Annotated in this window: 18 protein-coding genes and 1 pseudogene; 11 read left to right on the top strand and 8 right to left on the bottom strand. The window is 60.9% G+C overall.

What is annotated here, in order from left to right; all coding sequences use genetic code 11:
- Window positions 1–3: 3 nt before the first annotated feature.
- The 3 genes from ACGHEN_RS08220 (at window position 4) to ACGHEN_RS08210 (ending at window position 2,201) form a co-directional block, all read left to right on the top strand.
- Window positions 4–750, top strand: coding sequence for a DeoR/GlpR family DNA-binding transcription regulator (locus tag ACGHEN_RS08220; protein WP_390398692.1), 747 nt, complete (start codon window positions 4–6; stop codon window positions 748–750).
- Window positions 751–843: 93 nt separating this feature from the next.
- Window positions 844–1,353, top strand: coding sequence for a transposase (locus ACGHEN_RS08215; protein WP_390396430.1), 510 nt, complete (start codon window positions 844–846; stop codon window positions 1,351–1,353).
- Window positions 1,296–2,201, top strand: coding sequence for an IS3 family transposase (locus ACGHEN_RS08210; RefSeq protein WP_082222915.1), 906 nt, complete (start codon window positions 1,296–1,298; stop codon window positions 2,199–2,201). The genes ACGHEN_RS08215 and ACGHEN_RS08210 overlap by 58 nt, the downstream gene beginning before the upstream one ends.
- Window positions 2,202–2,562: 361 nt before the next feature.
- Here ACGHEN_RS08210 and ACGHEN_RS08205 read toward each other — a convergent pair whose 3' ends face one another.
- Together ACGHEN_RS08205 and ACGHEN_RS08200 are read right to left on the bottom strand one after the other, a co-directional pair.
- Window positions 2,563–3,222, bottom strand: coding sequence for an RluA family pseudouridine synthase (locus ACGHEN_RS08205; protein ID WP_233508892.1), 660 nt, complete (start codon window positions 3,220–3,222; stop codon window positions 2,563–2,565).
- 15 nt (window positions 3,223–3,237) lie between these two features.
- Complete coding sequence (locus tag ACGHEN_RS08200; RefSeq protein ID WP_390398690.1) at window positions 3,238–5,733, bottom strand: DUF3656 domain-containing protein; 2,496 nt, start codon at window positions 5,731–5,733, stop codon at window positions 3,238–3,240.
- 298 nt (window positions 5,734–6,031) lie between these two features.
- Between ACGHEN_RS08200 and ACGHEN_RS08195 the strand changes: the two genes are divergently transcribed.
- Window positions 6,032–6,409 (top strand): RidA family protein, encoded by a 378-nt coding sequence (locus ACGHEN_RS08195; protein ID WP_089572469.1) that lies wholly within the window; start codon window positions 6,032–6,034, stop codon window positions 6,407–6,409.
- 122 nt (window positions 6,410–6,531) lie between these two features.
- Here the strand turns inward: ACGHEN_RS08195 and ACGHEN_RS08190 are convergent, their stop codons facing one another.
- A complete protein-coding gene (locus tag ACGHEN_RS08190; protein WP_233540197.1) occupies window positions 6,532–7,188 on the bottom strand; it encodes a transcriptional regulator in 657 nt (218 codons plus the stop codon).
- A 352-nt stretch (window positions 7,189–7,540) separates the two neighbouring features.
- Between ACGHEN_RS08190 and ACGHEN_RS08185 the strand changes: the two genes are divergently transcribed.
- The 5 genes from ACGHEN_RS08185 (at window position 7,541) to xdh (ending at window position 16,916) form a co-directional block, all read left to right on the top strand.
- Window positions 7,541–8,935 (top strand): uracil-xanthine permease family protein, encoded by a 1,395-nt coding sequence (locus ACGHEN_RS08185; RefSeq protein ID WP_055285183.1) that lies wholly within the window; start codon window positions 7,541–7,543, stop codon window positions 8,933–8,935.
- A 195-nt stretch (window positions 8,936–9,130) separates the two neighbouring features.
- Window positions 9,131–10,486 carry a putative aminohydrolase SsnA gene (ssnA, locus tag ACGHEN_RS08180; RefSeq protein WP_195569018.1) on the top strand — a complete coding sequence of 452 codons (1,356 nt, stop codon included), beginning with the start codon at window positions 9,131–9,133 and terminating at the stop codon, window positions 10,484–10,486.
- Between the two features lie 149 nt (window positions 10,487–10,635).
- On the top strand, window positions 10,636–13,635 hold the full coding sequence (gene ygfK / locus ACGHEN_RS08175; protein WP_390398685.1) for a putative selenate reductase subunit YgfK: 3,000 nt from the start codon (window positions 10,636–10,638) through the stop codon (window positions 13,633–13,635).
- Between the two features lie 11 nt (window positions 13,636–13,646).
- Complete coding sequence (locus ACGHEN_RS08170; RefSeq protein WP_117758825.1) at window positions 13,647–14,126, top strand: 4Fe-4S binding protein; 480 nt, start codon at window positions 13,647–13,649, stop codon at window positions 14,124–14,126.
- 12 nt (window positions 14,127–14,138) lie between these two features.
- Window positions 14,139–16,916 carry a selenium-dependent xanthine dehydrogenase gene (xdh, locus tag ACGHEN_RS08165; RefSeq protein WP_390398683.1) on the top strand — a complete coding sequence of 926 codons (2,778 nt, stop codon included), beginning with the start codon at window positions 14,139–14,141 and terminating at the stop codon, window positions 16,914–16,916.
- Window positions 16,917–17,280: 364 nt separating this feature from the next.
- Here xdh and ACGHEN_RS08160 read toward each other — a convergent pair whose 3' ends face one another.
- Window positions 17,281–18,279, bottom strand: a complete 999-nt coding sequence (locus ACGHEN_RS08160; RefSeq protein ID WP_118256657.1) for a hypothetical protein — start codon at window positions 18,277–18,279, stop codon at window positions 17,281–17,283.
- 823 nt (window positions 18,280–19,102) lie between these two features.
- Between ACGHEN_RS08160 and ACGHEN_RS08155 the strand changes: the two are divergent.
- Window positions 19,103–19,732: pseudogene (locus ACGHEN_RS08155) on the top strand (DUF4143 domain-containing protein); the annotation flags it as partial.
- Between the two features lie 139 nt (window positions 19,733–19,871).
- Here ACGHEN_RS08155 and ACGHEN_RS08150 read toward each other — a convergent pair.
- Window positions 19,872–19,997 (bottom strand): hypothetical protein, encoded by a 126-nt coding sequence (locus tag ACGHEN_RS08150; RefSeq protein ID WP_255413317.1) that lies wholly within the window; start codon window positions 19,995–19,997, stop codon window positions 19,872–19,874.
- Between the two features lie 258 nt (window positions 19,998–20,255).
- Here ACGHEN_RS08150 and ACGHEN_RS08145 point away from each other — a divergent pair, with 258 nt between their 5' ends.
- A complete protein-coding gene (locus ACGHEN_RS08145; RefSeq protein ID WP_118256655.1) occupies window positions 20,256–20,990 on the top strand; it encodes a 3'-5' exonuclease in 735 nt (244 codons plus the stop codon).
- A 224-nt stretch (window positions 20,991–21,214) separates the two neighbouring features.
- Here ACGHEN_RS08145 and ACGHEN_RS08140 read toward each other — a convergent pair whose 3' ends face one another.
- The 3 genes from ACGHEN_RS08140 to ACGHEN_RS08130 are packed head-to-tail and all read right to left on the bottom strand — an operon-like array spanning window position 21,215 to window position 25,792.
- Window positions 21,215–24,127, bottom strand: a complete 2,913-nt coding sequence (locus tag ACGHEN_RS08140; protein ID WP_118270246.1) for a type I restriction endonuclease subunit R — start codon at window positions 24,125–24,127, stop codon at window positions 21,215–21,217.
- Window positions 24,120–25,256: a restriction endonuclease subunit S gene (locus ACGHEN_RS08135; protein ID WP_390398679.1), complete on the bottom strand. Its 1,137-nt coding sequence runs from the start codon at window positions 25,254–25,256 to the stop codon at window positions 24,120–24,122. Before ACGHEN_RS08135 ends, ACGHEN_RS08140 begins: the two co-directional genes overlap by 8 nt.
- Window positions 25,253–25,792, bottom strand: a complete 540-nt coding sequence (locus ACGHEN_RS08130) for a restriction endonuclease subunit S (RefSeq protein ID WP_199586795.1) — start codon at window positions 25,790–25,792, stop codon at window positions 25,253–25,255. Before ACGHEN_RS08130 ends, ACGHEN_RS08135 begins: the two co-directional genes overlap by 4 nt.
- Window position 25,793: the final 1 nt, after the last annotated feature.

The raw sequence follows: 25,793 nt of genomic DNA, 5'->3' as shown, positions 1-25,793 counted from the left end.
ACGATGCTAGCGGAAGATAGGCTCAATGCGATTGTGTCGATGGTGCAGCAGGCTGGCTCGGTTACTGTGCCAGAGCTTGCTGAGGCCTTGGGCGTGACGGCGTCCACCATTCGGCGCGACCTGCAGACGCTCGATCGCGCACACCGCATCGCCAAGGTCCACGGCGGAGCGACGAGTCTTGAGCGCGCGCACGTGACGCGTGACCTAACGCTCAACGAGCGCAGCGATCTCCATAACGACGACAAGGAGCGTATCTGCGCCCGTGCGGCGGCGCTTGTGGAGCCCGAGAGCTTTGTATACATCGACTCGGGCTCGACGACGCTCAAGCTCATCGAGCATCTTCCACACCTTGAAGGTGTCACCTATGTGACCGATTCCGTGCTCCATGCTCAGCGCCTCGCTTTGCGCGGCATGCGCACCGTAGTGCTGGGCGGCGAGCTCAAACCCGAGACCGAGGCGCTCGTTGGCCCCGATGCCCTGGCAACCCTAGACCGCTACAACTTCAATTGTGGCTTTTGGGGTTCTAACGGCATTGCCACCGAGCAGGGCTTCACGGCGCCCGATATCGAGGAAGCGCAAGTAAAGCGTATCTCGATGCGCCATACGGCCAAACGCTTCGTAATCTCGGACGCCAGTAAATTTGGCATGGTGGCGCCCGTTAAGTTCGCGGACTTCCGCGACGCAACGATTATTACCGCAGGCGAGGTCCCCGCCAAGTACCGGGCAATGGACAACGTTATCACGGTCTAACAGCAGGGGGCTAAGGCCAAAACCACCATAAATGAACTGCATCCCATTTCTTGGACTTTGAAATTAAGGTTCGAGAAAAGGGAGGCATCGGAAATGCCCCGCAGGAAGAAGGCAAGATACGGTCGCGAGATGAGGGCACGCGCCGCCGACCTGTTCGAGGCCGGCCTCGGCTTCGAACTCGCGGCCAAGAAGCTCGACGTTCCCGCCCCGGCGGTGAGAAAATGGCTCTACGCGTACCGGGCAACCGGGAGGAAGGGGCTGATCGGGATGGGCGAGAGCCGCAGGACCTACGACATGGAGACCAAGCTCGCCGTCGCGAGGGCCGTCGTGGACGAGGGGATGCCGCGGTCGGAGGCGATGGCCCGCTTCGGCATCGCCGCCGCCACATCGCTCGACCGCTGGTGCAGGCTGTACCGCGACGGCGGGCCGGAGGCGCTCGAGCCGGGACGCCGCGGCAGGCCGGAGGGCCCCGGGGGGCGGACGCGCGAGCGGGAGCTCGAGGAGCGCGTGCGCAAACTCGAGGCCCAGGTGGCGTATCTAAAAAAATCGATAGCCCTGAAAGCGGAGAAGAGCTCTCAAACTGGGAGAAAGCCCAGGTCGTAGCCTCCCTTTCAGGGCACCACCGCCTATGCGACCTGCTCGCGGCCGCGCGGCTCGCGCCGTCGAGCTACCACTATGCCGTAGCGCACCCGCCGAGAGCGACCCGGCCAGAGCTCCGGGAGGCCGTGCGCGAGATCTTCTCGAGGACGGCGAACGGGTGCGGCCACCGCCAGATAGCGATGTGCCTGAGGGCCGAGCTGGGCGCGAGGATAGCGGACAAGACGGTCCTCAAGATGATGCGGGAGCTCGGCATCCGCTGCGGCATCCGCCGGGAGACCGACTACCATCGCTACAACTCCTACCGCGGTCCGGTCGGCGAGAGATTCGACAACCTGATAGCGCGTGACTTTCGCGCGGGCGCCCCGTGGGAGAAGCTCGGGACCGACGTCACGGAATTCAGGCAGCCCTGGGGCAAGGCGTACTTCGCCCCGGTCTACGACTTCTGCACGAAGGAGATCGTCTCCTGGTCGGTGTCGACGAGCCCGGACATGGCCCAGCAGGAGGAGGTGCTCAGGCGCCTGTTCGCGAGGATGCCGGCCGGGGCCTCGCCGATCGTCCACAGCGACATGGGATGGCAGTACCAGCACCCTAGGTGGACCGGCGAGCTCAGGAGGCACGGCGCCAGGCAGAGCATGTCGAGAAAGGGCAACTGCCTAGACAACGGGGCGACGGAGCAGGTGTTCGGGCATCTCAAGGACGAGTTCTTCAGGGGCGTCGAGTGGGCCGACTTCGAGTCCTTCAAGAGGGACCTCGACGCCTATGTCGTGCATTGGAACACGAGGCGTCGCCAGGTGGCGCTCGGCGGCCTCACCCCGGTGGAGTTTCGGAAACGGCTATTGAAAGCGTCCTAGTGTTCGCTTCTAATAAAGAAGGCCAAGATTCGGGACGCAGTTCAAAAGGTGCCTGTCCCCATTGTGGTGGTTAGTAACGAAAACCGAGTAGTTTTCTCGATAGAAAAGCGGCAACGTCCATCACGGGCGTCGCCGCTTTCGTTGTCTGCCGGTTTGTCTAAGTCTGTAACAACTGGACCGTTAAAAGTGGGCTAAGTGTTACAGATCGAGATACTTACGAACCGCGCCGTCCCTTTGTCTCAATCTGTAACAGATAGACCGGAAAATGGGTTCTAACTGTTACAGATCGAGACGTTTTGGGACCGCGGCAGAGCCATCGCGGTTAAACCACCACGAAGGTGCCTGTCCCCTTTGTGGTGGTTTAGGGCTCCCAGGGGCAAGGGGCTTCGATGTGGATGTGCTCGCCGGTTACGGGATGCGTAAAGGACACGCTGTGGGCATGGAGCATGAGGCCGCAGGGGCGCGGCGTTCCGTACAGGTCGTCGCCAACCAGGGGATGATGCTCGCTTGCCAGGTGCACGCGAATCTGATGCTTGCGGCCGGTGAGCAGCTCGACATCAATATACGAGCGCGTGGGCAGGCCGCGGCGGCTCTTAAGGCGCTTGAGTACCTTGACGCGCGTCTGAGATGGCTTGCCGCTGGCGCCAACGCGCATCTTGCGGCTATCGTGGCGGTCGCGGGCGATAGGCTTGTCGATGAGCTTCTCGTTCCAGTCGATTTTGCCCTCGGCGAGCGCCAGATAGTGCTTTTCGAATGCGTGGTCGATGACCATCTGGTCAAAGGCGGGCTGCGTCTGCTTGTCGAGCGAGAACAGCACCACGCCGGTGGTGTTGCGGTCCAGGCGATTGAGCGGCTGCATGTCGGTCGCGGCAAAGCCGTCGCCCATCGCCAGCAGCAGGTCGCTGGCGTAGTCGGTAAGTGTGCGCTCGCCGGTGCCGTCACCGTGGACGATCATGCCGGCGGGCTTGTCGATGGCCATGAGCCAGGCGTCGCAGTAGAGGACTTGAGGTTCTTCGTTCACGTGTAAGCCTTTCGGTTAGCTGATTCCCACAAACATGCAGCCCGAGGTGGCGCCGCGCAGGCGGGCGGCCGGCTTGCGGCCGGCTTGCGCGGCCTCGACGGCGCGACGGACGCGAGCGACGGCACGGCCAATCTCATCGGCCTCGAGCAAGGTTCCGTCGACCATAAGACGGCGCACGCCGGCGTCGAGCAGCTGTGGAACCTGCGGTGTGAGGTCGATGGGGTAGGCGTCGTACAGGCGAGAGCGGCCGTGGATGTCGGTGCGGACGGGCATGACCTTTCCGTCGATATTCTTGAGCGAGAGCTTGCGGGCACGCAGGCGGCAGTTGGCGCAATCGTGGATGCAGCCGTTGGCAACCTGCAGAATGCAATGCTCGCTTGTCATGACGCGCGGGCGGCCAAAGACGGTGATGCCCAGAGCCGCGGGCGCGGCGGCGCCGAGCGAGACAATCTCGTCGAGCGTGATCTCGGGCGAGAGCCAAAACGCGCCGGCTCCGCGTTCGGCGAGTGCCTCCATGCAGGGCGTGTTGTGCACCGGCAGGCAAGAGCGAATCTCGGCCGTGGCGCCAACCTGGGCGGCCGGGGCAAGCTCAGAGATGTTGCCAATAGCGACCGTGGCGCCAGCAACAACCCATGGGTCAACGCGGACGTGGTCAACGGCGCGGCAAACCTCATCGAGCACGGGTACGATGCCCTGCTCAAACGTATCGGCGGGGGAGAGCTTGGCCGCATCGAGCGCGTCGGTGGTCATGTAGATGCGCGTTGCACCCTCCGCGCGAGCGGCCTCGGCGGCCTCGAGCGAGGTGACGGTAGCGCAGATCTGCGGCTCATCGCGGTAGTGCTCGGGCGTGAGGCGGGAATCACTGGCGACAATCGCCGGCAGCTCGAGCGTTTTCGCGCGCTCCTCATACGGTGCCAGAATGGCCTCTTCCAGCGCCTTACAAGCGGCGGCGCGCACCTTGTGCACGGCGGAAAAGCCCATGCCGCAGCCCTCATCGAGCGCCACCTCAAAGCTCGCGGCCTCAAAGGGAGAGGAGCCCATGCGCCCGACGTGCTCAACCAGATCGGACGCCTCGACCGCACGGGTCTTGGCGGCCTCGACGGTGAAGCCCGTGGCGGTGGCGGTGAGCGCGGGGTCGTCACAGCAGGTGAGTGTGACAGTAAACGGCTTGCCCAGGCGCGCCACGACGGACACATCAACAGCGCGGCGGCGCAGCACATCGCGCTTGAGCGCGGCGCCGGCGGCGTCGATGGCACGCTGGCTGCGAATCACGCGGACGCGGCAGCCCTCGGGCATGCTACGGGGCACGCGACACTCGATAACATCGCCGGCAGCGGCATCATCGGCGGCAATGGTGGTCAGGAACTGGTCAAACTCGTTATCGTGGCGAAGCTCCAGCAGGTCGCCCTTGCCCACGGGCTCAAACAGCTCAATGCGGGCGATGGCGGCGCGGCGACGGCGGTCGTCGGGCTTGAGGCCGCGCACATCGCGGTTGGCCGGGCGGCTGCCCAGCACCGTGCCCACGATCTGTCCGCGGTTGTTGGAACGCTCATAGCTCATCATCTCGTCGCCCGAGGTGCCGTCCTGATAGGCGTGCGTAAAGTCGCGGTTAAAGCAGCGCTTGAGCTGGCGCTGACGGGCGGCTTCCTCGTCCTTAGAGGTCGAAACATCGGCCAGCATATCGTCAATCTGATGACGATACACGTCGACGATGGAATACACGTAATCGGGAGCCTTCATGCGGCCCTCGAGCTTGAGCGATGCGGCGCCGGCGTCATACAGACGGCGAACAAGCTGCGAAGTGTTGGTGTCGCGCGGGCACAGCGCGCGCTCGCGACCGGCAGGGGAGAGCGAGCGGCCGTTCTCGTCGATCAGCTCGTAAGGCAGGCGACAGGGTTGAGCGCACATGCCGCGGTTGGCCGAGCGGCCCGCCATGGCAAAGCTCGAAAGCAGACACAGGCCAGAGTAGCAAAAGCAGATGGCGCCATGGCTAAAGACCTCAAGGTCCACATCGGGCGCGGCATCGTGAATGGCGGCAATCTCGTCGATGGAAAGCTCGCGCGAGAGGGTCACGCGGTCGGCGCCCTGCTCGCGGCACCAAAGGGTTCCGCGGTCGTCGTGGATGTTCGCCTGGGTCGAGATATGCGTCTCGATGCCGGGCATGGTGCGCTTGACCTCAAAGAACAGGCCCCAGTCCTGGATGATGAAGGCGTCGGCGCCCAGCGTGGAGCAGCGATGGATGAGCTGCAGCGCATCGCTCATCTCGGACTGCTTGATGACGATGTTGACCGTGACGTAGACGCGCGAGCCGGCTAGATGCGCGGCGCGGCAGGCCTGCTCAAAGGCCTCGTCGGTAAAGTTGGTGGCCTTGCGGCGTGCGTTGAAGCTGCCCATGCCGCAGTAGATGGCGTCTGCCCCGGCGGCGAGTGCGGCAGCAAAGGGCTCGGGCCCTCCGGCGGGCGCCAAAAGCTCGGGTCTGCGGTTGGTGGTTCGACTGGCGGTTGCGGTCATATCCTGCCTTTCAAAATGCTCAGATACTCAAAAGTATAGTGGTGCCGTCGCGGCAGGCGATGCCCGTGCTCTAAGCGGGATAAAGTCTTCAGCAGCTTGGACTGGCTGCTCCACATGAGAACCGTACAGCGGTCCGGGGAAACCGTTGGGCGATAAAATATTCTCGCAGCGTGATAATAATCTTGCATCGCGCGGAAACCTTGAGTACTATCCCAATCAAGCGCGGTGTTCAGACCGAACTGTGCCTCCCGGTGTGAACGCCGCGCTCCCGTTCCCTTTTACTTGTAAGGAGAAAAACATGAGCAAGACCGTCGTGTCTTCCGATAATGCACCCGCAGCCATCGGCCCGTATTCCCCCGGTATCCAGACTGGCAACATGGTGTTCCTGTCCGGCCAGCTGGGCATCGATCCCGCGACCGGCAAGCTGCCCGAGGGTGTCGAGGCCCAGGCCAAGCAGTCCCTCGCCAACGTCGAGGCTCTGCTGACCGCTGCCGGCGCCACGTTTGCCGATGTCGTCAAGACCACGGTCTACCTGGCCGACATCGCCGACTTTGCCGCCGTGAACGAGATCTACGCCTCCAAGTTCGAGGCCCCGTTCCCCGCGCGCAGCGCTTTCCAGGTTGCCGCTCTTCCGGCTGGCGGTCTGGTCGAGATCGAGGTCGTCGCCGCTCTCTAAGGCGTTGGCCACAACTAAACATGACATGCAAAAAGACCCTGCAGCGCGTGTGAACTGCAGGGTCTTTTGTCAAGCGATGCGACAAAAATGATCCGTTTCCCTTCGTCCCCAAGGGATCACGTTTAGCCCTCCTTGCGGACTTTTTGCAGGTAGCGGTACACGCTGGGCTCCGAGATGCCCAACGCGGTGGCAGCGCAGGCCACGGCGCCCTTGAGCATGAACACCCCGTTGCCGTTGAGGTGGCGAATGACGTCCACGCGGTCGTTCTGACCAAGCGACGCTACATCCAGCCCGCGCGCGCTCAGCAACTCGGCAATGCTGCGGTCGATGAGCTCCTGGGTGGACTCCGAAAGGCTTTCGACCTCGATAGGGGCGGGCTCCGTGCGCGTCGGCGCTGCGTCGAAGCACGCCATGAGCTGCTGCGCCATGGCGTTGATGGAGCGTACGGTCGAGAGGTCGGTGTTGACGCAGAGCATACCGACGATCTCGTCATCCTCGCGGATAAAGAACGTCGCGGACTCCAACGTCTTGCCGCCGGCACCGCGCCCCTCGTAGCCCGTAATAAACGGCAGGTCGCGATACTTGGGGTCGTGCATGATCTTGAGCGCCAGATCGGTGGCAGGACCGCCGACCTTGCGGCCGCTCACGATGCCGTTGCGAATATCGACGATGGCGTGGTCGGGATCCGAGAAATCGTGCAGCACGATTTCGCTGTTCTTACCGAGTATCTGCTCCAGGAAATCGACCATCGGCAAAAAGCGGCGTACGGTCTCGTTCACGGGCAACTCCTTTGGGTGAAATCGGAAATGTTCATAACAATTTTTTCTCATGGTAACACGGTGTCTATTGACTCGCATATTCGCAGGTACATTGCGTAATACAGACGAGCGGTATGATTTTGGCGGTAAACGGTTGACCAAAAGAAAAGTTAGATGTTATTTTGACCGGACACTTTCCTGACCTGCGGAAATGCATTGTCTCAGCTCAAGAATAGTCTGATAACAAAAAATTATTATTGAGAATGAGAACCATCTTTAATACGATATGCAACGAAGGCACAACCTCAACCCCGCACTGCGTCACAATAGAGCGTTAGATGCGAAAACAACTATTTCGAGGATTGGTGGTCAAATGACCCAGGAGACGGTTACGAACGGCACTGAAGCCCTGTTCACTCGCGAAGGCATGCCTCCCGTTAAGGAAATGATCCCGTGTGCCCTTCAGCACGTACTGGCATCGTTTGCCGGCATCATTACCCCGGCGGTCATCATGGCCGGCGTCTACGGCTTTAATAGCCAGCAGAGCACCGACATCATCCAGGTCGCGCTCATTCTTTCGGCGATCGATACGGCCCTTCAGGCCTTCGCTCCCTTCCGTCGCATCGGCGGCGGCCTGCCCATCGTCATGGGCGTTTCGTTCGCGTTCCTGCCGGCTCTGCAGGCCATGGGTGCCTCGGGCTTTAGCTTTGGTGCGCTGCTGGGCGGCGAGATCGTCGGCGGCGCCGTCGCGGTCCTCTTTGGTCTGGCCTACAGCAAGATCAAGTGGCTGTTCCCGCCCGTCGTGACCGGTACGGTCATCTTCTCCATCGGCGTTTCGCTGTATCCCACGGCCGTCAAGTATATGGCCGGCGGTATGGGTACGCCGCTGTGGGGCACTCCGCAGGCCTGGTGCGTCGCTCTTATCACCTTCGCCGTGGTCTTTGCGCTCGCCAACTTTGGCAAGGGCACGCTCAAGCTGGGATCCGTGTTCTTTGGCATGATCGTTGGCATGATCGTCTCCATCCCCTTTGGCATGATCGACTTCTCAAGCGTCGCCACCGCTCAGGTCTTCGCCCTTCCCAAGCTCATGCCCTACGCGCTCGAGTTTGATCCCGAAGTCTGCATTACCCTCGCCGTCGTGTTCCCCATGGTCGCCATCCAGGTTATCGGTGACGTCTCCGCCGCTTGCCTGGGCTCCATCGACCGTATGCCTACCGAGCGCGAGCTCTCCGGCGCTATCGTGTCCCAGGGCCTCACCTCTATGGTCGGCGGCCTGCTGGGCGGTCTTCCCACCAGCGCCCTTGGCCAGAACGTGGGCATCATCTGCTCCAACAAGGTCGTCAACAAGTGGGTCTTTGTGATCATCGCGGCCGTCTTTGCCATCGCCGGTCTGTTCCCGCAGCTCTCTGCCGTCCTTTCCGCTATCCCGCAGCCCGTTATCGGCGGCGCGACCGTCGGCGTCTTTGGCACCATCACCATGAACGGCGTGCGCATGTTCACCCGCGAGGGCCTCACGCAGCGCACTACCACCATCGTCGGCACCTCCGTCGTCTTTGGCCTGGGTATCTGGATGGCCAGCGGTTGCCTTGCCGGCGAGGGTATGCCCGCCTGGGTGTCCACCGTCATCGGTTCCAATGCCGTAACCCCCACCGCCATCATGGCCATTGTCCTTAACCTGATCCTTCCGCAGACGCCGGTCGTGGCTCAACACATCGATGCTGCCAAGGACGCTGCCGTGGATCTGGTCTTGCCCGAGAGCAAGAAGTAACCAATTCGGTGCTATTCGTCGGCGGGCGCATCGCCTCGTCCGCCGACGCCATGCGGCGCCAAGCCGCACTTCAAAGGGTTTGTCCCTTTGGTGAAGCGTTGACGGGAGAGGGCCCGTTTCCGGTGTAGGCCGGCGCTTCGCACTCCGCCATGTCAGAGGTGTCAAACCCCGCCTCTGATGTTGAAGGGAGCATCCATGCTTCTGGTCGCTAACGGTTCCGTTTTTACCCGCAACGCTCAGACCCCGTTTATTCCCAACGGTGCGGTCGCCATTGACGGAGATACGATCGTCGAAGTGGGCCCCGAGTGCGAGCTCAAGGCCAAGTACCCGGATGCCGAGTACGTCGACGCCCAGGGCAACCTCATCATGCCCGGACTCATCAACTGCCACACCCACATCTACTCGGGTCTGGCCCGCGGCCTTGCCATTAAGGGCTGCAACCCCACCAACTTCCTGGAGAATCTTGAGCAGCAGTGGTGGAAGATCGATGACAACCTGACGCTCGACGGCACCAAGGCCAGCGCCTATGCCACGATTCTTGACTCCATCCGCGATGGCGTCACCACGATCTTCGATCACCATGCGAGCTTCTGCGAGATCCCGGGAAGCCTCTTTACCATTAAGGATGCAGCTCAGGAGCTGGGCATGCGTTCGTGCCTGTGCTACGAGGTCTCCGACCGCCGCGGTCAGGAAAAATGCGACCAGGCCATTGCCGAGAACGCCGAGTTTGCCCAGTGGGCCGCCAAGGAGCGTCGCGATAACGACAACCACATGATCGCCGCCATGTTTGGCGGTCACGCCACCTTTACGCTGTCGGACGAGACCATGGATAAGATGGCCGAGGCCAACAACGGCCTGACCGGCTTCCACATCCATGTGTGCGAGGGCATGAATGACGTGTGGGACTCCCGCCTCAACCGCGGTGGCATCAGCCCCGTCGAGCGCCTGCTGCAGCACAATCTGCTGGGTCCCGACACCATGCTCGGCCACTGCATCCACGTGACGCCCGCCGAGATGGATATCGTCAAGGAGTCCGGTACCTGGCTCGTCAACAACCCCGAATCCAATATGGGCAACGCCGTGGGCTGCGCCCCCGTGCTCGAGTTCTTCCGCCGCGGCATCCCCGTGTGCATGGGCACCGACGCCTACACCCACGATATGCTCGAGAGCCTTAAGGTCTTCCTGATCATTCAGCGACACAACGCCGCCATGCCCAACGTGGGCTGGTGCGAGGCCATGACCATGCTGTTCGAGAACAACGCCAAGATGGCGAGCAAGTACTTCGATCGCAAGCTCGGCGTGCTCGAGGCCGGCGCTGCCGCCGATGTCATCGTCATGGACTACAAGCCCTTTACGCCGCTGAGCGAGGAGAATATCGACGGCCACATGCTCTTTGGCATGATGGGCAAAAACTGCCGCACCACCATCATCAACGGCCGCGTCCTGTACAAGGATCGCGAGTTCGTTGGCATTGATGAGGACAAGATCAACGCGTGGACCATGGCCGAGTCCAAGAAGCTCTGGAGCACGCTCAACGATCGAACCTACTAATTCACAAGTAGATTCGCGCGCGTCGGATGTTTCGCCGCATCCGACGCGCGCATAGGCGGCCTCCGCGGGGTCGCCGGCGCTGTGCTAGCGCTACACCGTATTTGCGCCCGCCGCGCGGTCTCGCCGGGCGTTACAGAGAGGAGCTCACTATGAGCGACATCATGAGGCCGATCCCGTTTTCGCAGCTGATGAACTGGATCATCGAGGAGCACAAGACCCAGGACGCCATCTTTGGCGTGCGTAAGATGGTCACGACCAACCAGGAGGGTGCGCTTCCCATTTTTGACGAGCGCATCGAGACTCCGTTTGGCCCGGCTGCCGGTCCCAATACGCAGCTGGCCCAGAACATCGTGGCCTCTTATGTGGCCGGTTCTCGCTTCTTTGAGCTCAAGACCGTCCAGGTTATGGACGGCGAGGAGCTCTCCAAGTGCGTCAACAAGCCCTGCATCGTGGCTCAGGACGAGTGCTACAACTGCGAATGGTCGACCGAGCTCGAGGTTCCGCAGGCCTTTGCCGAGTACGTGAAGGCATGGTTTGCCTGCCACCTGATCGCTCGCGAGTACGGTCTGGGCAGCCCGGACGGCTTTGTCTTCAACATGTCGGTGGGCTATGACCTGGAGGGTATTAAGAGCCCCAAGGTCGATGCCTACATCGAGGGCATGAAGGACGCCAGTGGCTCCGACGTCTGGAACGAGTGCCGCGCATGGGCGCTCGCCAACCTGGACAAGTTTGAGCATGTCGACGCCGCGTTTGTCGAGTCCATCCCGGCACGCGTCTCCAACTCCATTACCGAGTCTACCCTGCACGGCTGCCCGCCGGCGGAGATCGAGCGCATCGCGACCTACCTCATCACCGAGAAGGGCCTCAACACCTACATCAAGTGCAACCCCACGCTGCTGGGCTATGAGTTTGCACGTCAGCGCCTCAACGAGCTGGGCTTTGACTATATCGTCTTCGATGACACACACTTCCGCGAGGACCTGCAGTGGGTCGACGCCGTGCCCATGTTCGAGCGCCTGATTGCCCTGTGCGCCGAGCGCGGCCTGGAGTTTGGCGTCAAGCTCACCAACACCTTCCCCGTCGACGTGACGAGGAACGAGCCGCCTTCCACCGAGATGTATATGTCCGGCCGTTCGTTGTTCTCGCTGACCATCGAGGCTGCCCGCCGCATTACCGAGCAGTTTGACGGCAAGCTGCGCATCAGCTACTCCGGTGGTGCCACGGTCTACAACATCCGCGCCCTGTATGATGCCGGTATTTGGCCCGTTACCCTGGCGACCGACGTGCTCAAGCCCGGTGGATACGAGCGCTTTAGCCAGATGGCCGGCGAGTTTACCGACCTGGATGGCAAGCCGTTCGCGGGCGTCTCTCTCGAGGCCGTGACTGCGATCCAGACCGACTCGCTCACCAACCCGCTCTACAAGAAGCCGCTGCGTCCGCTGCCCGACCGCAAGGTTGCCGGCAAGAGCCCACTTTCCGATTGCTTTACCACGCCGTGCCGCACGAGCTGCCCCATCCAGCAGGATATTCCCGCCTACCTGGCGGCTGTTGACGAGGGCCGCTACGAGGACGCGCTCAACATCATCATCGAGCGCAACGCCCTGCCGTTCATTACCGGCACCATCTGCCCGCATCCCTGTGGCCGTGCCTGCGAGCGTGCATTCTACGAGCCCGAGGGTGCCCAGATTCGCGCCAGCAAGCTCAAGGCCGCCCGCGAGGCCATGACCGCCGTGCTGCCCAAGCTGCGCGCCCAGGCCATCGCCAACGACGGCGAGCGCAACGTTGCCGTTATCGGCGGCGGCCCGGCCGGTCTGGCGACGGCGTTCTTCCTGACGCGCGCCGGCGTGCCCGTCACCATCTTTGAGGCCCGCGATTCGCTCGGCGGCGTGGTCCGTCACGTGATCCCCGAGTTCCGTATCGCCAGCGACGATATCTCGCACGACGCCGAGCTTTGCCTGGCCTTTGGTGCCAAGGTTCAGCTTAACGCCCGCGTGGAGTCCATTGACGAGCTCAAGGCCCAGGGCTTTACCGACGTGGTCGTGGCCACCGGTGCCTGGATGCCCGGCTCTGCGGGCCTGGGCGAGGGTGCCGAGCTCGACGTGTTGGAGTTCCTCGAGGCCGCCAAGAAGGGCGAGAAGCTCGAGCTGGGCAAGGACGTCGTGGTCATTGGCGCCGGCAATACCGCCATGGACGCGGCCCGCGTGGCCAAGCGCCTGGCTGGCGTGAAGAACGTGCGCCTGGTGTATCGCCGTACCAAGAAGCAGATGCCCGCCGACGAGGAAGAGCTCGATCTTGCTCTTGCCGACGGCGTTGAGTTCTGCGAGCTGCTGGCGCCCAAGGCGCTCAACGGTGCCGTGCTGACCTGCGATGTTATGGAGCTTGGCGAGCCGGATGCAAGCGGCCGTCGCAGCCCCGTCGCCACGGGCGAGACCGTCGAGCTTTCCGCCACCACGGTGATCTGCGCCGTGGGCGAGGGCATCGATGCCAGCCTGTACGATGCCGCGGGCGTCGAACACGACCGTCGCGGTCGCCTTGCCGCCACCTCCACCGGCGTCGAGGGCGTCTGGGCTGCGGGCGACTGCCGCCGCGGTCCTGCCACCGTGGTCGAGGCTATTGCCGACGCCGCCGAGGTCGCCCGTGCCATCGCCGGCGTGGACTTTAACAAGTACGCCGACTGCAACGAGCAGGCCGTCCGCGAGGACACCTGCTACGAGCGCAAGGGATCGCTGTGCCGCGACAAGCGCAACTGCACCAAGACCCGCTGCCTGGGCTGCGGCTCGGTGTGCGAGGTCTGCTGCGACGTGTGTCCCAACCGCGCCAACGTGGCAATTAAGGTGCCGGGCCTGGCCAAACATCAGGTCGTCCACGTCGATGGCATGTGCAACGAGTGCGGCAACTGCGCCGTATTCTGCCCCTACCAGGAGGGTCGTCCCTACAAGGACAAGCTCACCCTGTTCTGGAGCGAGCAGGACATGGAGAACTCCGAGAACGAGGGCTTCCTGGCTGTGGACGAGGACCACTTTAAAGTCCGCGTCGCCGGCACGGTCCGCACCGTCTCGGTCGATGCCGCCAACACCGGTCTGCCCGAGGCCGTCCGCCTGACCATCAAGGCCGTGCGCGACAGCTATCCGTATCTCCTTAAGAAATAGGCGAGTCTCTTATGGCCAAATCCATTCAACATAACGTGGCCTACGTTGCCTGCGGAAGCGGTTGCGCCTCCGCAGGCGGCGACGCCCGCTGCAGCGAAGGCTGCATTGGCTGTGGCGCCTGCGTCACGGCCTGCCCCCACGGTGCCATTGCGCTGGTCGATGGCATCGCCCGCGTGGATCGCTCCAAGTGCACGGGCTGTGGCCTGTGCGGCATGGCGTGTCCACAGCGCGTGATTGCCTTCGTTCCCGGCTACCAGAACATCCTGGTGCGCTGCAACAACACCGACAAGGGCGCCATTGCGCGCAAGATCTGCGACACGAGCTGCATCGGTTGCGGCATGTGCGCCAAAAAGTGCCCTGCCAGCGCTATCCGCATCGAGGACAACTGCGCCCATATCGACGGCGCGGACTGCCTGTCGTGCGGCATGTGCGCCGTCGTCTGCCCGCATGGCGCCATCCACGACCGCACCGGCATCGCCGCCGGCGTGTAGAAGGGAATCACCATGGCACAGGAATTCACTTTTACCGTTAACGGCGTCGAGCGCACGACGACTCAGAACAAGCCGCTGCTCCGCTACTTGCGCGACGACCTGCATATCCATTCCGCTAAGGACGGCTGCTCCGAGGGCGCCTGCGGTACCTGCACCATCCATGTAGACGGCGCGGCCGTCAAGGCATGCGTACTGACCACCGCTCTTGCCGCCGGCCGCAACATCGTGACCGTCGAGGGCCTGCCCGAGGACGTGCGCGAGGCCTTTGTGTACGCCTTTGGCGCCGTGGGCGCCGTGCAGTGCGGTTTTTGCATTCCCGGTATGGTCATGGCGGGTGCAGCGCTCATCGCCGAGGACCCCGAGCCCACCGAGGAGCAGATCAAGTACGCCATCCGTGGCAACGTCTGCCGCTGCACCGGCTACAAGAAGATCATCGAGGGTATTTCGCTGGCAGCTGCGGTGCTCCGCGGCGAAAAGCAGATCGACGAGGACTTGGAGCGCGGCGACGACTACGGTGTGGGCAAGCGTGCCTTCCGTATCGACGTGCGCAAGAAGGTACTCGGCGAGGGCAAGTACCCCGACGACATCGACGAGCTCGATCAGCCGGGTCTGACCTATGCCAGCGCCGTGCGCTCCAAGTATCCGCGCGCCCGTGTGCTCTCCATCGATACCTCCAAGGCCGAGGCCCTGCCCGGTGTGGTGGGCATCCTGCGCGCTGAGGACGTGCCGGTCAACCAGGTCGGCCACCTTATCCAGGATTGGGACGTCATGATCGCGGCGGGCGATATCACCCGCTGCGTGGGCGATGCCATCGTGCTGGTGGTTGCCGAGGACGAGGCGACGCTTGAGAAGGCCAAGAAGCTCGTAAAGATTGATTACGAGCCGCTGGAGCCCGTGCGCAACATTGTCGAGGCCAGGGCTGCCGACGCCCCGCGCCTGCACGACAGTTTCTTTGCCTTTGGCAACACGGTGGAGCTCAAGGACAACGTGTGCCAGAGCCGTCACGTGACGCGCGGCGACGCCGCCAAGGCGCTGGCGGAGAGCGCGTTCACCGTGACGCAGCGCTTTACCACGCCCTTTACCGAGCATGCCTTCTTGGAGCCCGAGTGCGCCGTTGCCTTCCCGTACAAGAACGGCGTCAAGGTGCAGTCGACCGACCAGGGTGCCTACGACACGCGTAAAGAGTGTGCCCACATGTTTGGCTGGGACAACGAGCCCGAGCGCGTGGTCGTCGAGACCATGCTCGTGGGCGGCGGCTTTGGCGGTAAGGAGGACGTTTCGATCCAGCACCTGGCCGCGCTTGCTGCCTATAAGCTCCAGCGTCCTGTGAAGTGCAAGCTCACGCGTGCCGAGTCGCTCGCGTTCCATCCCAAGCGTCATGCCATGGACGGCACCTTTACACTGGGCTGCGATGCCGAAGGCAACTTTACCGGCCTGGATTGCGAGATCAACTTTGATACCGGCGCCTACGCTTCGCTGTGCGGCCCGGTGCTCGAGCGTGCCTGCACGCATGCCGTCGGTCCCTACAAGTACCAGAACACCGACATCCGCGGCTTCGGCTACTACACTAACAACCCGCCTGCCGGCGCGTACCGTGGCTTTGGCGTTTGCCAGTCCGAGTTTGCGCTCGAGAGCCTGATCGACCTGCTGGCCGAGAAGGTCGGTTTGGATCCGTGGGAGATTCGCTACCGCAACGCCATCGAGCCGGGCGAGGTTCTGCCCAACGGCCAGATTGCCGACTGCTCCACGGCGCTTAAGGAGACGCTGCTCGAGGTCAAGGATGCCTACTATGCACATCCCGGACACGCTGGCATTGCCTGCGCCATGAAGAACGCCGGCGTGGGCGTGGGTCTGCCCGATGCCGGCCGCTGCAAGATTCGCGTCGAGGATGGCCGCGCCGTGGTCTATGCCGCCACGTCCGACATCGGCCAGGGCTGCAACACGGTCTTTTTGCAGGACGTTGCCGAGGCCTGCGGTCTGCCGCTTCGCTGCATTGCCAACGGCGAGTGCTCCACCGAGAACGCTCCCGATTCCGGCACCACGTCTGGTTCGCGTCAGACGGTCGTGACCGGCGAGGCCGTGCGCGGTGCCGCCTTCCTGCTGCGCGACGCCATGGTTGGCATCGAGGCCGGCAAGCCTGCGCCCGCCGCTCCGGTGAGCGCGCATGGCGACGGCGTCAAGATCGAGTACGACGACGGTCGCGCCTACCAGCTGCGCACACAGGAACTCGTCGCCGGCCAGGGTATGCATCCTCAGGACCCTGCGGCCACCATCAAGGCGCTCGAGGGATGCGAGTTTGGCTACGTGTATCTGGAGCCGACCGACAAGCTGGGCGCCGATGTTCCCAACCCCAAGAGCCACATCTGCTACGGTTTTGCCACACATGTGGTCATTCTGGATGATGACGGCCGCGTGAGCGAGGTCTATGCCGCACACGATTCCGGCAAGGTGGTCAACCCCATCTCCATCCAGGGTCAGATCGAAGGCGGCGTGCTCATGGGTATGGGCTATGCGCTGACCGAGGACTGGCCGCTCAAGGACTGCGTACCCCAGGCAAGGTACGGCACGCTCGGGCTGTTCCGTGCGCCCGAGATTCCGGATATCCACGCCATCTACGTGGAGAAGGACGAGCTGCTGCCCGTGGCATACGGCGGCAAGGGCATTGGAGAGATCGCAACGATCCCCACGGCGCCCGCCGTGCAGAACGCCTACCGCGCATTCGACGGCAAGCTGCGTCCGGATCTGCCCATGGTGGATACGCCGTACAGCCGCGCTCGTCACCGCGGGTAGAGTAGAGCGCGGACGGCCATTGCTGACTGCCGTCTGCGCTTGCCATCAACTGTATAAGCTGCGCCTTTGGCCCCAGCTCCATCGTGAGCCGGGGCCTTTTGTTTGGAGCGCCTCCGCATACGGAAACTGCGTCCCGGAATCGTGCCCCAGAATGGGATGCGGTTTCCGCTGAAGGACTCAACCGGAAAGCACAACCCGTTCTGAGGCCGGATTCCGGGATACGGTTTCCGCTAGGCATGCCATCTGGAAAGCGCATCCCGTTTTGAGCGTCCAAGCTGGGACGCGCTTTCCGTTGGCGTGGCCGTTGGGAAAACGCGGCCCAGATAGGGGGGATGCGATCCGGCGATGCGCGGCCTAGCAGCTCCTACAGCTCCACGTCGTTGAGCCATGTCGGCAGCGCGGTCTGCCGGATGCCTGCCGTCTGCAGCTTTTTGGCGAGCATTCCTGCCGAGCGGACCTCGTTCATGGTAAAGCGCAGCAGAGGGTGACCGTAGAGCGATAGGTGCGCCTCTCGCTGTCGTTCGGCAACGAGCGCCTCGGCGGTGGTGCGTCCGGCCAGCATGGTCTGGTCGGTATATTTGATGAGCCCGTCGAGCTCGCCCAGCGTGAGCTCCCGCGCCTGGCGCTCCCAGGCAAAGTCCGTTCGTATGGGCTTGGCCGAATCGAAGGGGTCCGTCAACTCGTATTGAAGCCAGTCGGGCGCAAAGCCCGTCTCGATCATGACGGCTCGGGCGACCGATTCCCCGCCGCTCTCGGCGCGGGCGTCGGCATATCGAAGCGTTGTGAGGGCGGTGCGAATCGCGCGACCATTGCGGGCAGTCGCTCGTTGCTCAACGGCCTCCATCAGCTGTTCCCGTGCAAGGCCGAGCTTTAAGATCGCCGAATCGGCAATGGGCATGCCGTCGGCAAAACCAGTTTGCAGCAGGCAATCTGTGACCGTTTGGATGGGCGGCGTTACCGATATGCCGGCTCTGCGTATTGCTCCGGCCGGCTCAATCTGGTGCCGCTGAATATGTGCGCCCGGACGAGCCGACGGCTTTGTCGAGCTGCAAACATGCACGACGTTCAGGTGTCGCCACGAGACCTCGAGCCCAAGCAGACAGGCGGCCGAAAACGAGCAGAACGTCCAATCGGGGTGGATGATCGCAAGGGTGCGGATAATCTCGCAATGACGTTGCGCTCGGTTGAGTTCATCCCAGCGCATTTTGCGTGCGAACAGTCCCGGCATGGGCGAGACGATCGCGCTGCCGATGCGCCGAAGGAGCGCTTTTCGGATCGCCGCGCTTGGGGGAATCAGACAACGCCCCTCTTGTTCGGCTTGAGTGAGCAGTTGGTCGATGAGTTGGTCATTGCAATGGGTCATGAGCTACCGCCTCCTTTTGGGTAGCAAAAACGTATCAGCTGGAACTTGCCGCTCAGCTGACCAAAAGCTGACCAAAATCTAACCATGCAGGTAGATGGCCTGTTTTCGGCGACATTTTTACATTCGAATCGGTGGGCGGTAATCGGCGACCGTGAACGGTAGCTAGATATGAAACCTTGGTAAGTTTAGGGACGTGTACTTTTTTGAAAAAGAGCATTCTATCTGCTGTTTTGTGTTTCTGGATCGCATATTTGAAGGCATGTGATAAGGGCAGCGGCCTGTCGCCTTGTATCTGCGGAAACTGTGACCCGGAATTGTCACTCGGAATGGGATGTGCTTTCCGGATCGCCCTTCAAGCGGAAACTACATCCCAGATTTCGGCTCCAAACCGGGATGTGCTTTCCCGGCGGTGTCTCTGGCGGAAATTGCACCCCGGAATGAGCGCTCAGAGTGGAACATGCTTTCCTAACGAAGCCGCATGCGGAAACTACGTCCCGGATTCGATGCTCAGGACGGGATGCCGTTTCCGATAGAGGCATGGGGTGGAAAGTCTCCCATTTCTAATGTTCAAGAAATGGGAGGCAGCTCATCGCGAGCTGGGCCTTTTGTTTGGAGCGGAGGCAGCATCCCGGAATTCGGGCAATCCGGTGGTCAGGGGTTGAGCGAGCGTCGCGCTAAGGATGCCAAGCGTAAAACCTTCAATGAACATAGCGTAAAAACTACATCCGCAACGGCGTAAAAACTACATTGGAAGTAGCGTAAAATCCGCATTGAGAATGGCGTAATTTCGTATATCGCATGATCGCCCGAGCTTGCACACGGCCTTTTGCGAGCTCTTGCCATGAACGAGAGCCAGGCTGTCACGTACAAGACGCTCATAAAGGACGCCTCGTACGGTGAGGCGGGCCCCGACGAGAGGACCATCGCTGCGCACCTGGATCTCTTCAACAGGCTCAAGCTGACCGAGGACCTGTGCGGATGGGAGCCGCCCATGCGCTCGAAGGCTCGCGTTCGCGTGCGCCCCAAGCGCTACTTCTGCGACCCGTCATTTGCGGCGGCGTTGCTGGGGGCTACCCCTGAGCGGCTGCTTGGCGATATGCAAACGCTGGGGATGCTCTTTGAGGACCTCGTTCTGCGCGACGTGCGCGTGTTCCTTTCCACCTACGGCGGTGTCGACAACAGTGTCCATTATTTCCGAGATGAGAAGGGCCTTGAGGTCGATCTGATCGTTGAGCACGACGGGCGCTGGGGAGCTATCGAGGTCAAGCTGAGTGATGCGAAAGCAGACGATGGAGCGAGAAATCTCAAGGCGCTGGAGAGGAAAGTGCTCTCCAATCCTGCCGCCCAGAATGCCGCGCCGGCGTTTTTGGCGGTCGTGGTTGGAAAGGGGAGCATTGCCTACACACGCGACGACGGCGTGGCGGTGATTCCCATGGCGGCACTTGGGGCGTAGCGGTTTTGCGGGCGTGCCGTGCTTCCTTTACCGAAAATCCATTTGGTAAACCCGGCGCCCGTGGGTAAAATAAGGTCGACGGCAGCCCAAGTAGTGAAGAGCTGGGCAGCGCCGTTGCTTGGATTAAGGGGTCATCGCCTTAGCGGCGTCGACCCCTCTTTTTATGCTTCGTACGCTGCTTGAGTGCCTCGGTAAGTCCGATAAGCGCCGTGAGGAGCGAGACCAAAGCGGTCAGGAGCTTCACGAAATCAGTCAGATCGGTCATGGGCATCACCTCCCGTCGCATGGAGGGCGCTGCCCGGCACATGGAACTGCCGTCAACAATAACCAGTCTATCAAACTGCAGCCATAAATACGAATATATGTTCGATAATAACAACGACGTGACCATTTCAAAGCGCAGCCTTACGCAAGGATGTCGGAAAGCTGCACTGTGCGATTTCATGTCCGCACGGACACTTATCCTTACGGCAATGTAGCTGCCTGTGAAACAGGCGGCAGTTGACGGAGAAAGGCCCTCACCGTGCCAGACAAAAAGACGCCGTGTATCTCGGCTATCGATACGACGAACTTTGCGCGTCAGATTGTGCTCGACTTCGAGTTTGCGCCGGTGTCAAGGCAGCGCCAGCGCCGCGGGTTGCGCAACGAGATTATCGAGGTCGGCGCGGTTAAGCTCGATAACCGCGGCAACGTGATGGGCGAGTTCTCGCAGTTTGTGCAGACGGAATATGCCGAAGGCGTTGCGTTCCCCGTTCGCGAGCTTACGGGGATATCGGCCGTGGACACTGCGATGGCCGATCCGCTCTACATGGTGATCAAAAGGCTCAGCGATTGGATCGGTCGCTACTCCGCCCAGGTGGTCTGTTGGAGCGGGGCGGACCGTCGACAGCTTTTGACCGAGTGCCAGGCAAAGCACATCGATCTTTCCGCATTTCCTGCGGACTGGGCCGACCTGCAGGCGTTTTACACCTCGATCATGGACGTGGGCAGCCACGGGCGCGTCTCTTTGAGTGACGCGGCAGCGTGGTTTGGCATCGATTTTGACGAGTCGACGGGCCACGCCCACAGCGCCCTTGCCGATGCGCGCGTAACCGCCAAGCTGCTCAAGCAGATGATGGACGGGGACTACCGTGTGAGCCCGCACGCCCAGGAGATCCGCCAGCGGTGGGGGATGGGCGAGCGAGCCCAGACGCGCCTTTCCAGCAGGTGCCCCGAGCTGGGCGACCTGCTGCTAAAGCTGAAGGCGGAGGGAAGGTAGGGGGCGGACATCATTGTCGTTTTCGCCTGCGAAGAAGGAATCAATTAACTACAAAGTGTGGATGGCTTCTAGTGAAGACTTAACCACCAGATTATGAAAGGGTTAGCGGGCCATTGGGGTTGCAGTGTTCACCCGTCGCAAGACGTCGCTCGTTCAAATTGGGACGCTCCGCATCCGATGAAATGGTTGATGCGGAGCGTCCCTAGAGACCTGTCTTCTGTTGCCTAATAGTAGAGTTCAATATACGAATACGCCTTATCAAAAAGAGCCTGGTCTTTGAGCTTGTAGCGCATCCAAAGAATGGCGCGTAGCTGCTTCTTGACTTCTTTGACGCCTGCTGTGGTTGCCTGCCAACCGTCGAATCGGGTGATCTTAACGATTTCGTCGATGTCGCCGACGATGTTTTCGACGATGATTGGCGTGTCCCCATTCTTTACACCATTGAAGAGTTCTGTGAGGGCCGCCTTGCCCTTGTCCTCCTCTTCTTCGGGCACGACTTCCTTTTCGGCCGCTCGAGCCTCTCTGGCGAGGTCGATGAGCATCTTGAGGAACTCGACGCTGTTGATGAGACCTTGCTCGTGACGTTCCCTCAGGTCCTCCAGGCGCTCGCCGAGCTTCTGGAACTTGCCATTCTTATCGTGCCTGCGGATTCGGGCGACGAGATCTATCTCCAGCTTACGCGTGATCTTCTCGGTATTGCTCTTGTCGTTGATGAAGTGCTCGATCATGTCCTCGTCGAGTTCAAGGATGTCGTCATCGTCTCGGACTCTCTCGACGGTGATGTTCTCGTGCACGAGCTCGATTGTCTTGGGCCCGAGCGCTGCCCAGATGAGCTTCCCGCGATTGTCTACCGGTCTCACGGAATCGTAGACCTGCGAGAGCCAGATGAAATCGGGCTTGTAGGGATTGAGACATGGGTCGGGCGAAAGGGCTTCCCACGCTCTGTTCAAGACCGAGAAGTCGGCCCCAAACTGGTCTTTCACCTTTGTCGTTGGCAGGCATTGTTGAGCTTCGAGAAGTGACTCCCAATCCGCGCTGCGGCGGTCTCTGACCGTTGAGAAGTACTCAAGACAGCAATGCATAAGCCCGGGTAGCTCGGCCTTTACCTCGTCGATGTTGGTTATAACCTTCTGCACCTCGGCCTCGTCGAAGTGCAGAGACTTGGCGACGTTGTCGAAGAGGCCGATATAGTCGACAATGAGACCGAATGTCTTCTTGTCGTTGTAGACGCGGTTGGTTCGACAGATTGCCTGCAACAGCGTGTGGTCGCGCAAGGGCTTGTCAAGGTACTGAGTTTGCAGGATGGGCGCATCGAACCCCGTGAGCAGCTTTGCAGTGACGATGAGAATCTTGAGCGGATCGTCCGGGTCGCGGAAACGGTCAAGGAGCTTTTCCTCGGCATCGCGATCTCGACGGTATGCCTTGTAGCGGTCTTCCTTGTCGTTGTTCGTGTCCATGACGATGGTGACTGCGTCAGTGCCCAAGAGCTTGTCGAGCTCCTCCTTATACAGCAGGCAGCACTCTCGGTCGTAGCAGACTACCTGCGCCTTGAAGCCGTCGGGCTCAACCTTTGACTTGAAGTGCCTGGCGATGTGCTCGCATACCTTGTGGATGCGGTCGGGGGCCTTCATGACGGACTCGATCTTGACGCGCCTGGTGAGTTCCGCCTTGTCCTCTTTGCTGAGGTCTCGGGTCATTTCGTCAAAGGCGGCGTTCACGACCTCTTGGTTGACGTGGAGCTCGACGGGAACGGTTTCAAAATGGAGCGGCAATGTGGCGTGGTCGCGGATGGAGTCGGCGAAGGAATAGCGGCTCATGTAGCCGGACTTGTCCTCTTTGGCACCGAAGGTGTGGAACGTGTTCTTGTCGGTTCGGTTGATGGGCGTGCCGGTCAAGCCGAAGAAGAAGGCGTTTGGCAAGGCGAGTCGCATCTTCTCGCCGAGGTCGCCCTCTTGGGTGCGGTGCGCCTCGTCGACCATGAGGATGATGTTCTCGCGCTCGTTGAGCGTCCCCGCAACCTCGCTGAATTTGAAGATGGTGGTGATGAGGATCTTTCTCATGTCCTGCTTGAAGAAGGACTCAAGCTCCTCCTTGCTGCCGGCGCTTGCGAGGTTGGGGATGTCGGATGCGTTGAAGGTCCCCGTGATCTGGGTCTCGAGGTCGATTCGGTCATCCACGATGACGACGGTCGGGTTCTTGAGTTCGGGGACCATGCGCAGCTTCTGGGCAGCGAATACCATGAGCAGTGACTTTCCTGAGCCCTGGAAATGCCAAATGAGGCCACGCTTCGGGTATCCTGCGCGGACGCGGTCCACGATGAGGTTCGCGCCCTCGAACTGTTGGTAACGACAGATCAGCTTGATGCGTCGATGCTTCTTGTCGGTGGCGAAGAGCGTGAAGAACTGGAAGATGTCCATGACGTTCGTGGGGGTTAGCATGGACGCCATGCTTCTCTTGACGTCGGCAAGTGTGCCCTCGCTCTTCTTGTCGCCCTCATGCCAGGGTCCCCACATCTCGGGAGGCATGTTCACCGACCCGTAGCGATAGCATTTTCCTTCGCTGGCGAAGTTGATGGCGCTACAGACGAACATCTGCGGGATGCTCTTCTCATATTTAGCGATGTCGCCAGCGCCGTCGAGCCAGGTTATCGAATCGCGCACCGGCGTCTTGAACTCGCCGATGACGAGCGGAAATCCATTGACAAGAAGGACGAGGTCGAGGCGCTTGCCGCCCTGCTCCTGGGGGTAGACCCACTGGTTGGTGACGATGTACTCGTTTTTGTCAAGATCGCCGTCCGCCGCCGTGCCAAAGAAGCGGATGGGGACCATGCGGCCGTCTTTGCCGTAGGGGAATGAGTTCTCCTCGATGACGAGCTTTTTGAACCGCTCGTTGGTGGAGACCAGGTTCTGCGGACTTGTGGACTGAATGAGGGCCCTGAGTCGGTAGATGATCTCGTCGGCGCGATCGGGGTCTTCTGCGATCTCCGGGTTAAGCCTGATGAGGGCGTCCTTGACCATGGGCTCGACCATGACGTCGGCATGGCGGCGCGGGAGGTCTTCGGCAGCAACGTATCTCCAGCCAAGGCTGGCAAGCGCCTCGACGCTCATTTGCTCGATGGTGTTGTCCTCGTTAAACATCTCCGAGTCCTAACTCCTGGTTCAAGATTTTCTTCGTCGTGGCGTTTAGCTCATCGAGGGCCTTTTGTACGGCAAATTTCGATTTGTCGACCTGAAGCACGAAGTCGGTGAACTCCTCCTGGAGTTCGAGCGGGGGAACTATAATGTTCGTCCTTCCAATTACGTTTAGATGGAGGTGTTTTACAGCAATCCCCTTAACGCCGCCTGTAAATTGGTCCTGCACTCTTGCGCTTTTTAGTTGTTCTCGTAGGAATACTCCATCAAGAATGTCGCGACGGTATTTGAGGACAGCGAGACTTTCGAATAGACCGATTGGAAAATCGACATCGACAATAGCCGGCATACCAAGTGATCCACTTTTTGTAAGAAGCACATCGCCGATTTGGGTTTCACAACGGTTTTGAATGGACTCATATTCATCCGTGCTTATATGCTTGATGTCGCTGAAATCTAGCTTGCCATCTGATGTGACATTCTTCGCAGAAATGAATGCAATTCCAGCTTCTTGATATTGGGGCGTTTTATGGGTGCCATCAGTAATTTTCGTGCATGCTTGCGAGAGGGGAATCAGCGGAAACTCTTTCTTGGAAAAAATTTCGACAAATTGTGATTTGACGACGTCGTCGCAGGTCGTGAGCAGCTTACGATAATGCCCCTTGAGGCTCTCGGCTTCCGAGAGGATGCCGGCAAGCTCGCGTTGTTTTCCCGGCGAGGGCAAGTCAAATTCCAAGGTCCGGAGATCTTTCCAGTTTGCCGTCGGCGAAAGAGAGCCGACGGAGACCCGTATTGCCTCGTCAAGGAACATGTCGGAGCTGATGAAAAACGGGAAGAACATCGGATCGACGACATCGGCCTTCGGGCGCAGCACCATCCCGTGAGCCGAGAAGATGCCATCGAAGGGTGCTATGCCGACCTTCTTCTGATAGGCCCTTCGGCGGCCGAACAGGACATCGCCTTTCTTCATGAGCAGTTTGTCGCCCTTGGGAGTAACCTCGGCGCCCCAGCGGGTCACCTCAAGAGTGCCCGGATCAAGGTGCTCCAGTCCAACGTACCGGTTGCGATCGCTTTCCTCGGGTTTTTTCTTGGCGGTGCTGTTCTCGGCTATCTGGTCGAATCTATACCTTGTCATGCCGCGCACCCCCAGCAGCTAAATTGTGATTTGACGACGTCATCGCAGGCTGTAAGCAGCTGCCTGTAGTGAGACCGCGTTTCTTGTGCGGTCCAGAGTATGTCGGCAAGTTCTTCTTGCTTAGCGATGTTGGGGAGCTCGAACTCAAATTGCGAAAGGCTCTGCCACTTGACTCTTGGCGAGAGGGAGCCTGCCGAATTGGTGACGGCGTGCTCGAATAGGGCGTCATTCTGGATGATGAACGGGAGCAGTCTCGGAGAGAGGTTGTCCTTGGGGGCGATGACGGTGATGTCTCCGGAGCAGATTCCGTCGAATGGGGCGACGGCTGCTTTACGTAGGTAGGCCCTACGACGCCCGAATAGCACCTGCCCCTTTGAGAAAGCCTTAGTGAAGGTGGTCCTGACACCTTCGTCCCAGTGGGCGAGTTCGACCTCGCCGGGGTCTAGATGCTCAAGGCCGACCGTCGGCAGCTCTTGCCCCGCAGGGACCTTCTGTTTTATTTCGCGGGCCACATCGCCCAGGCAAACGTGGGTCATG

The sequence above is a fragment of the Collinsella sp. i06-0019-1H4 genome (genome assembly GCF_042849575.1).
GTDB lineage: Bacteria > Actinomycetota > Coriobacteriia > Coriobacteriales > Coriobacteriaceae > Collinsella.
This window is presented reverse-complemented; position numbering and strand designations above follow the sequence as displayed.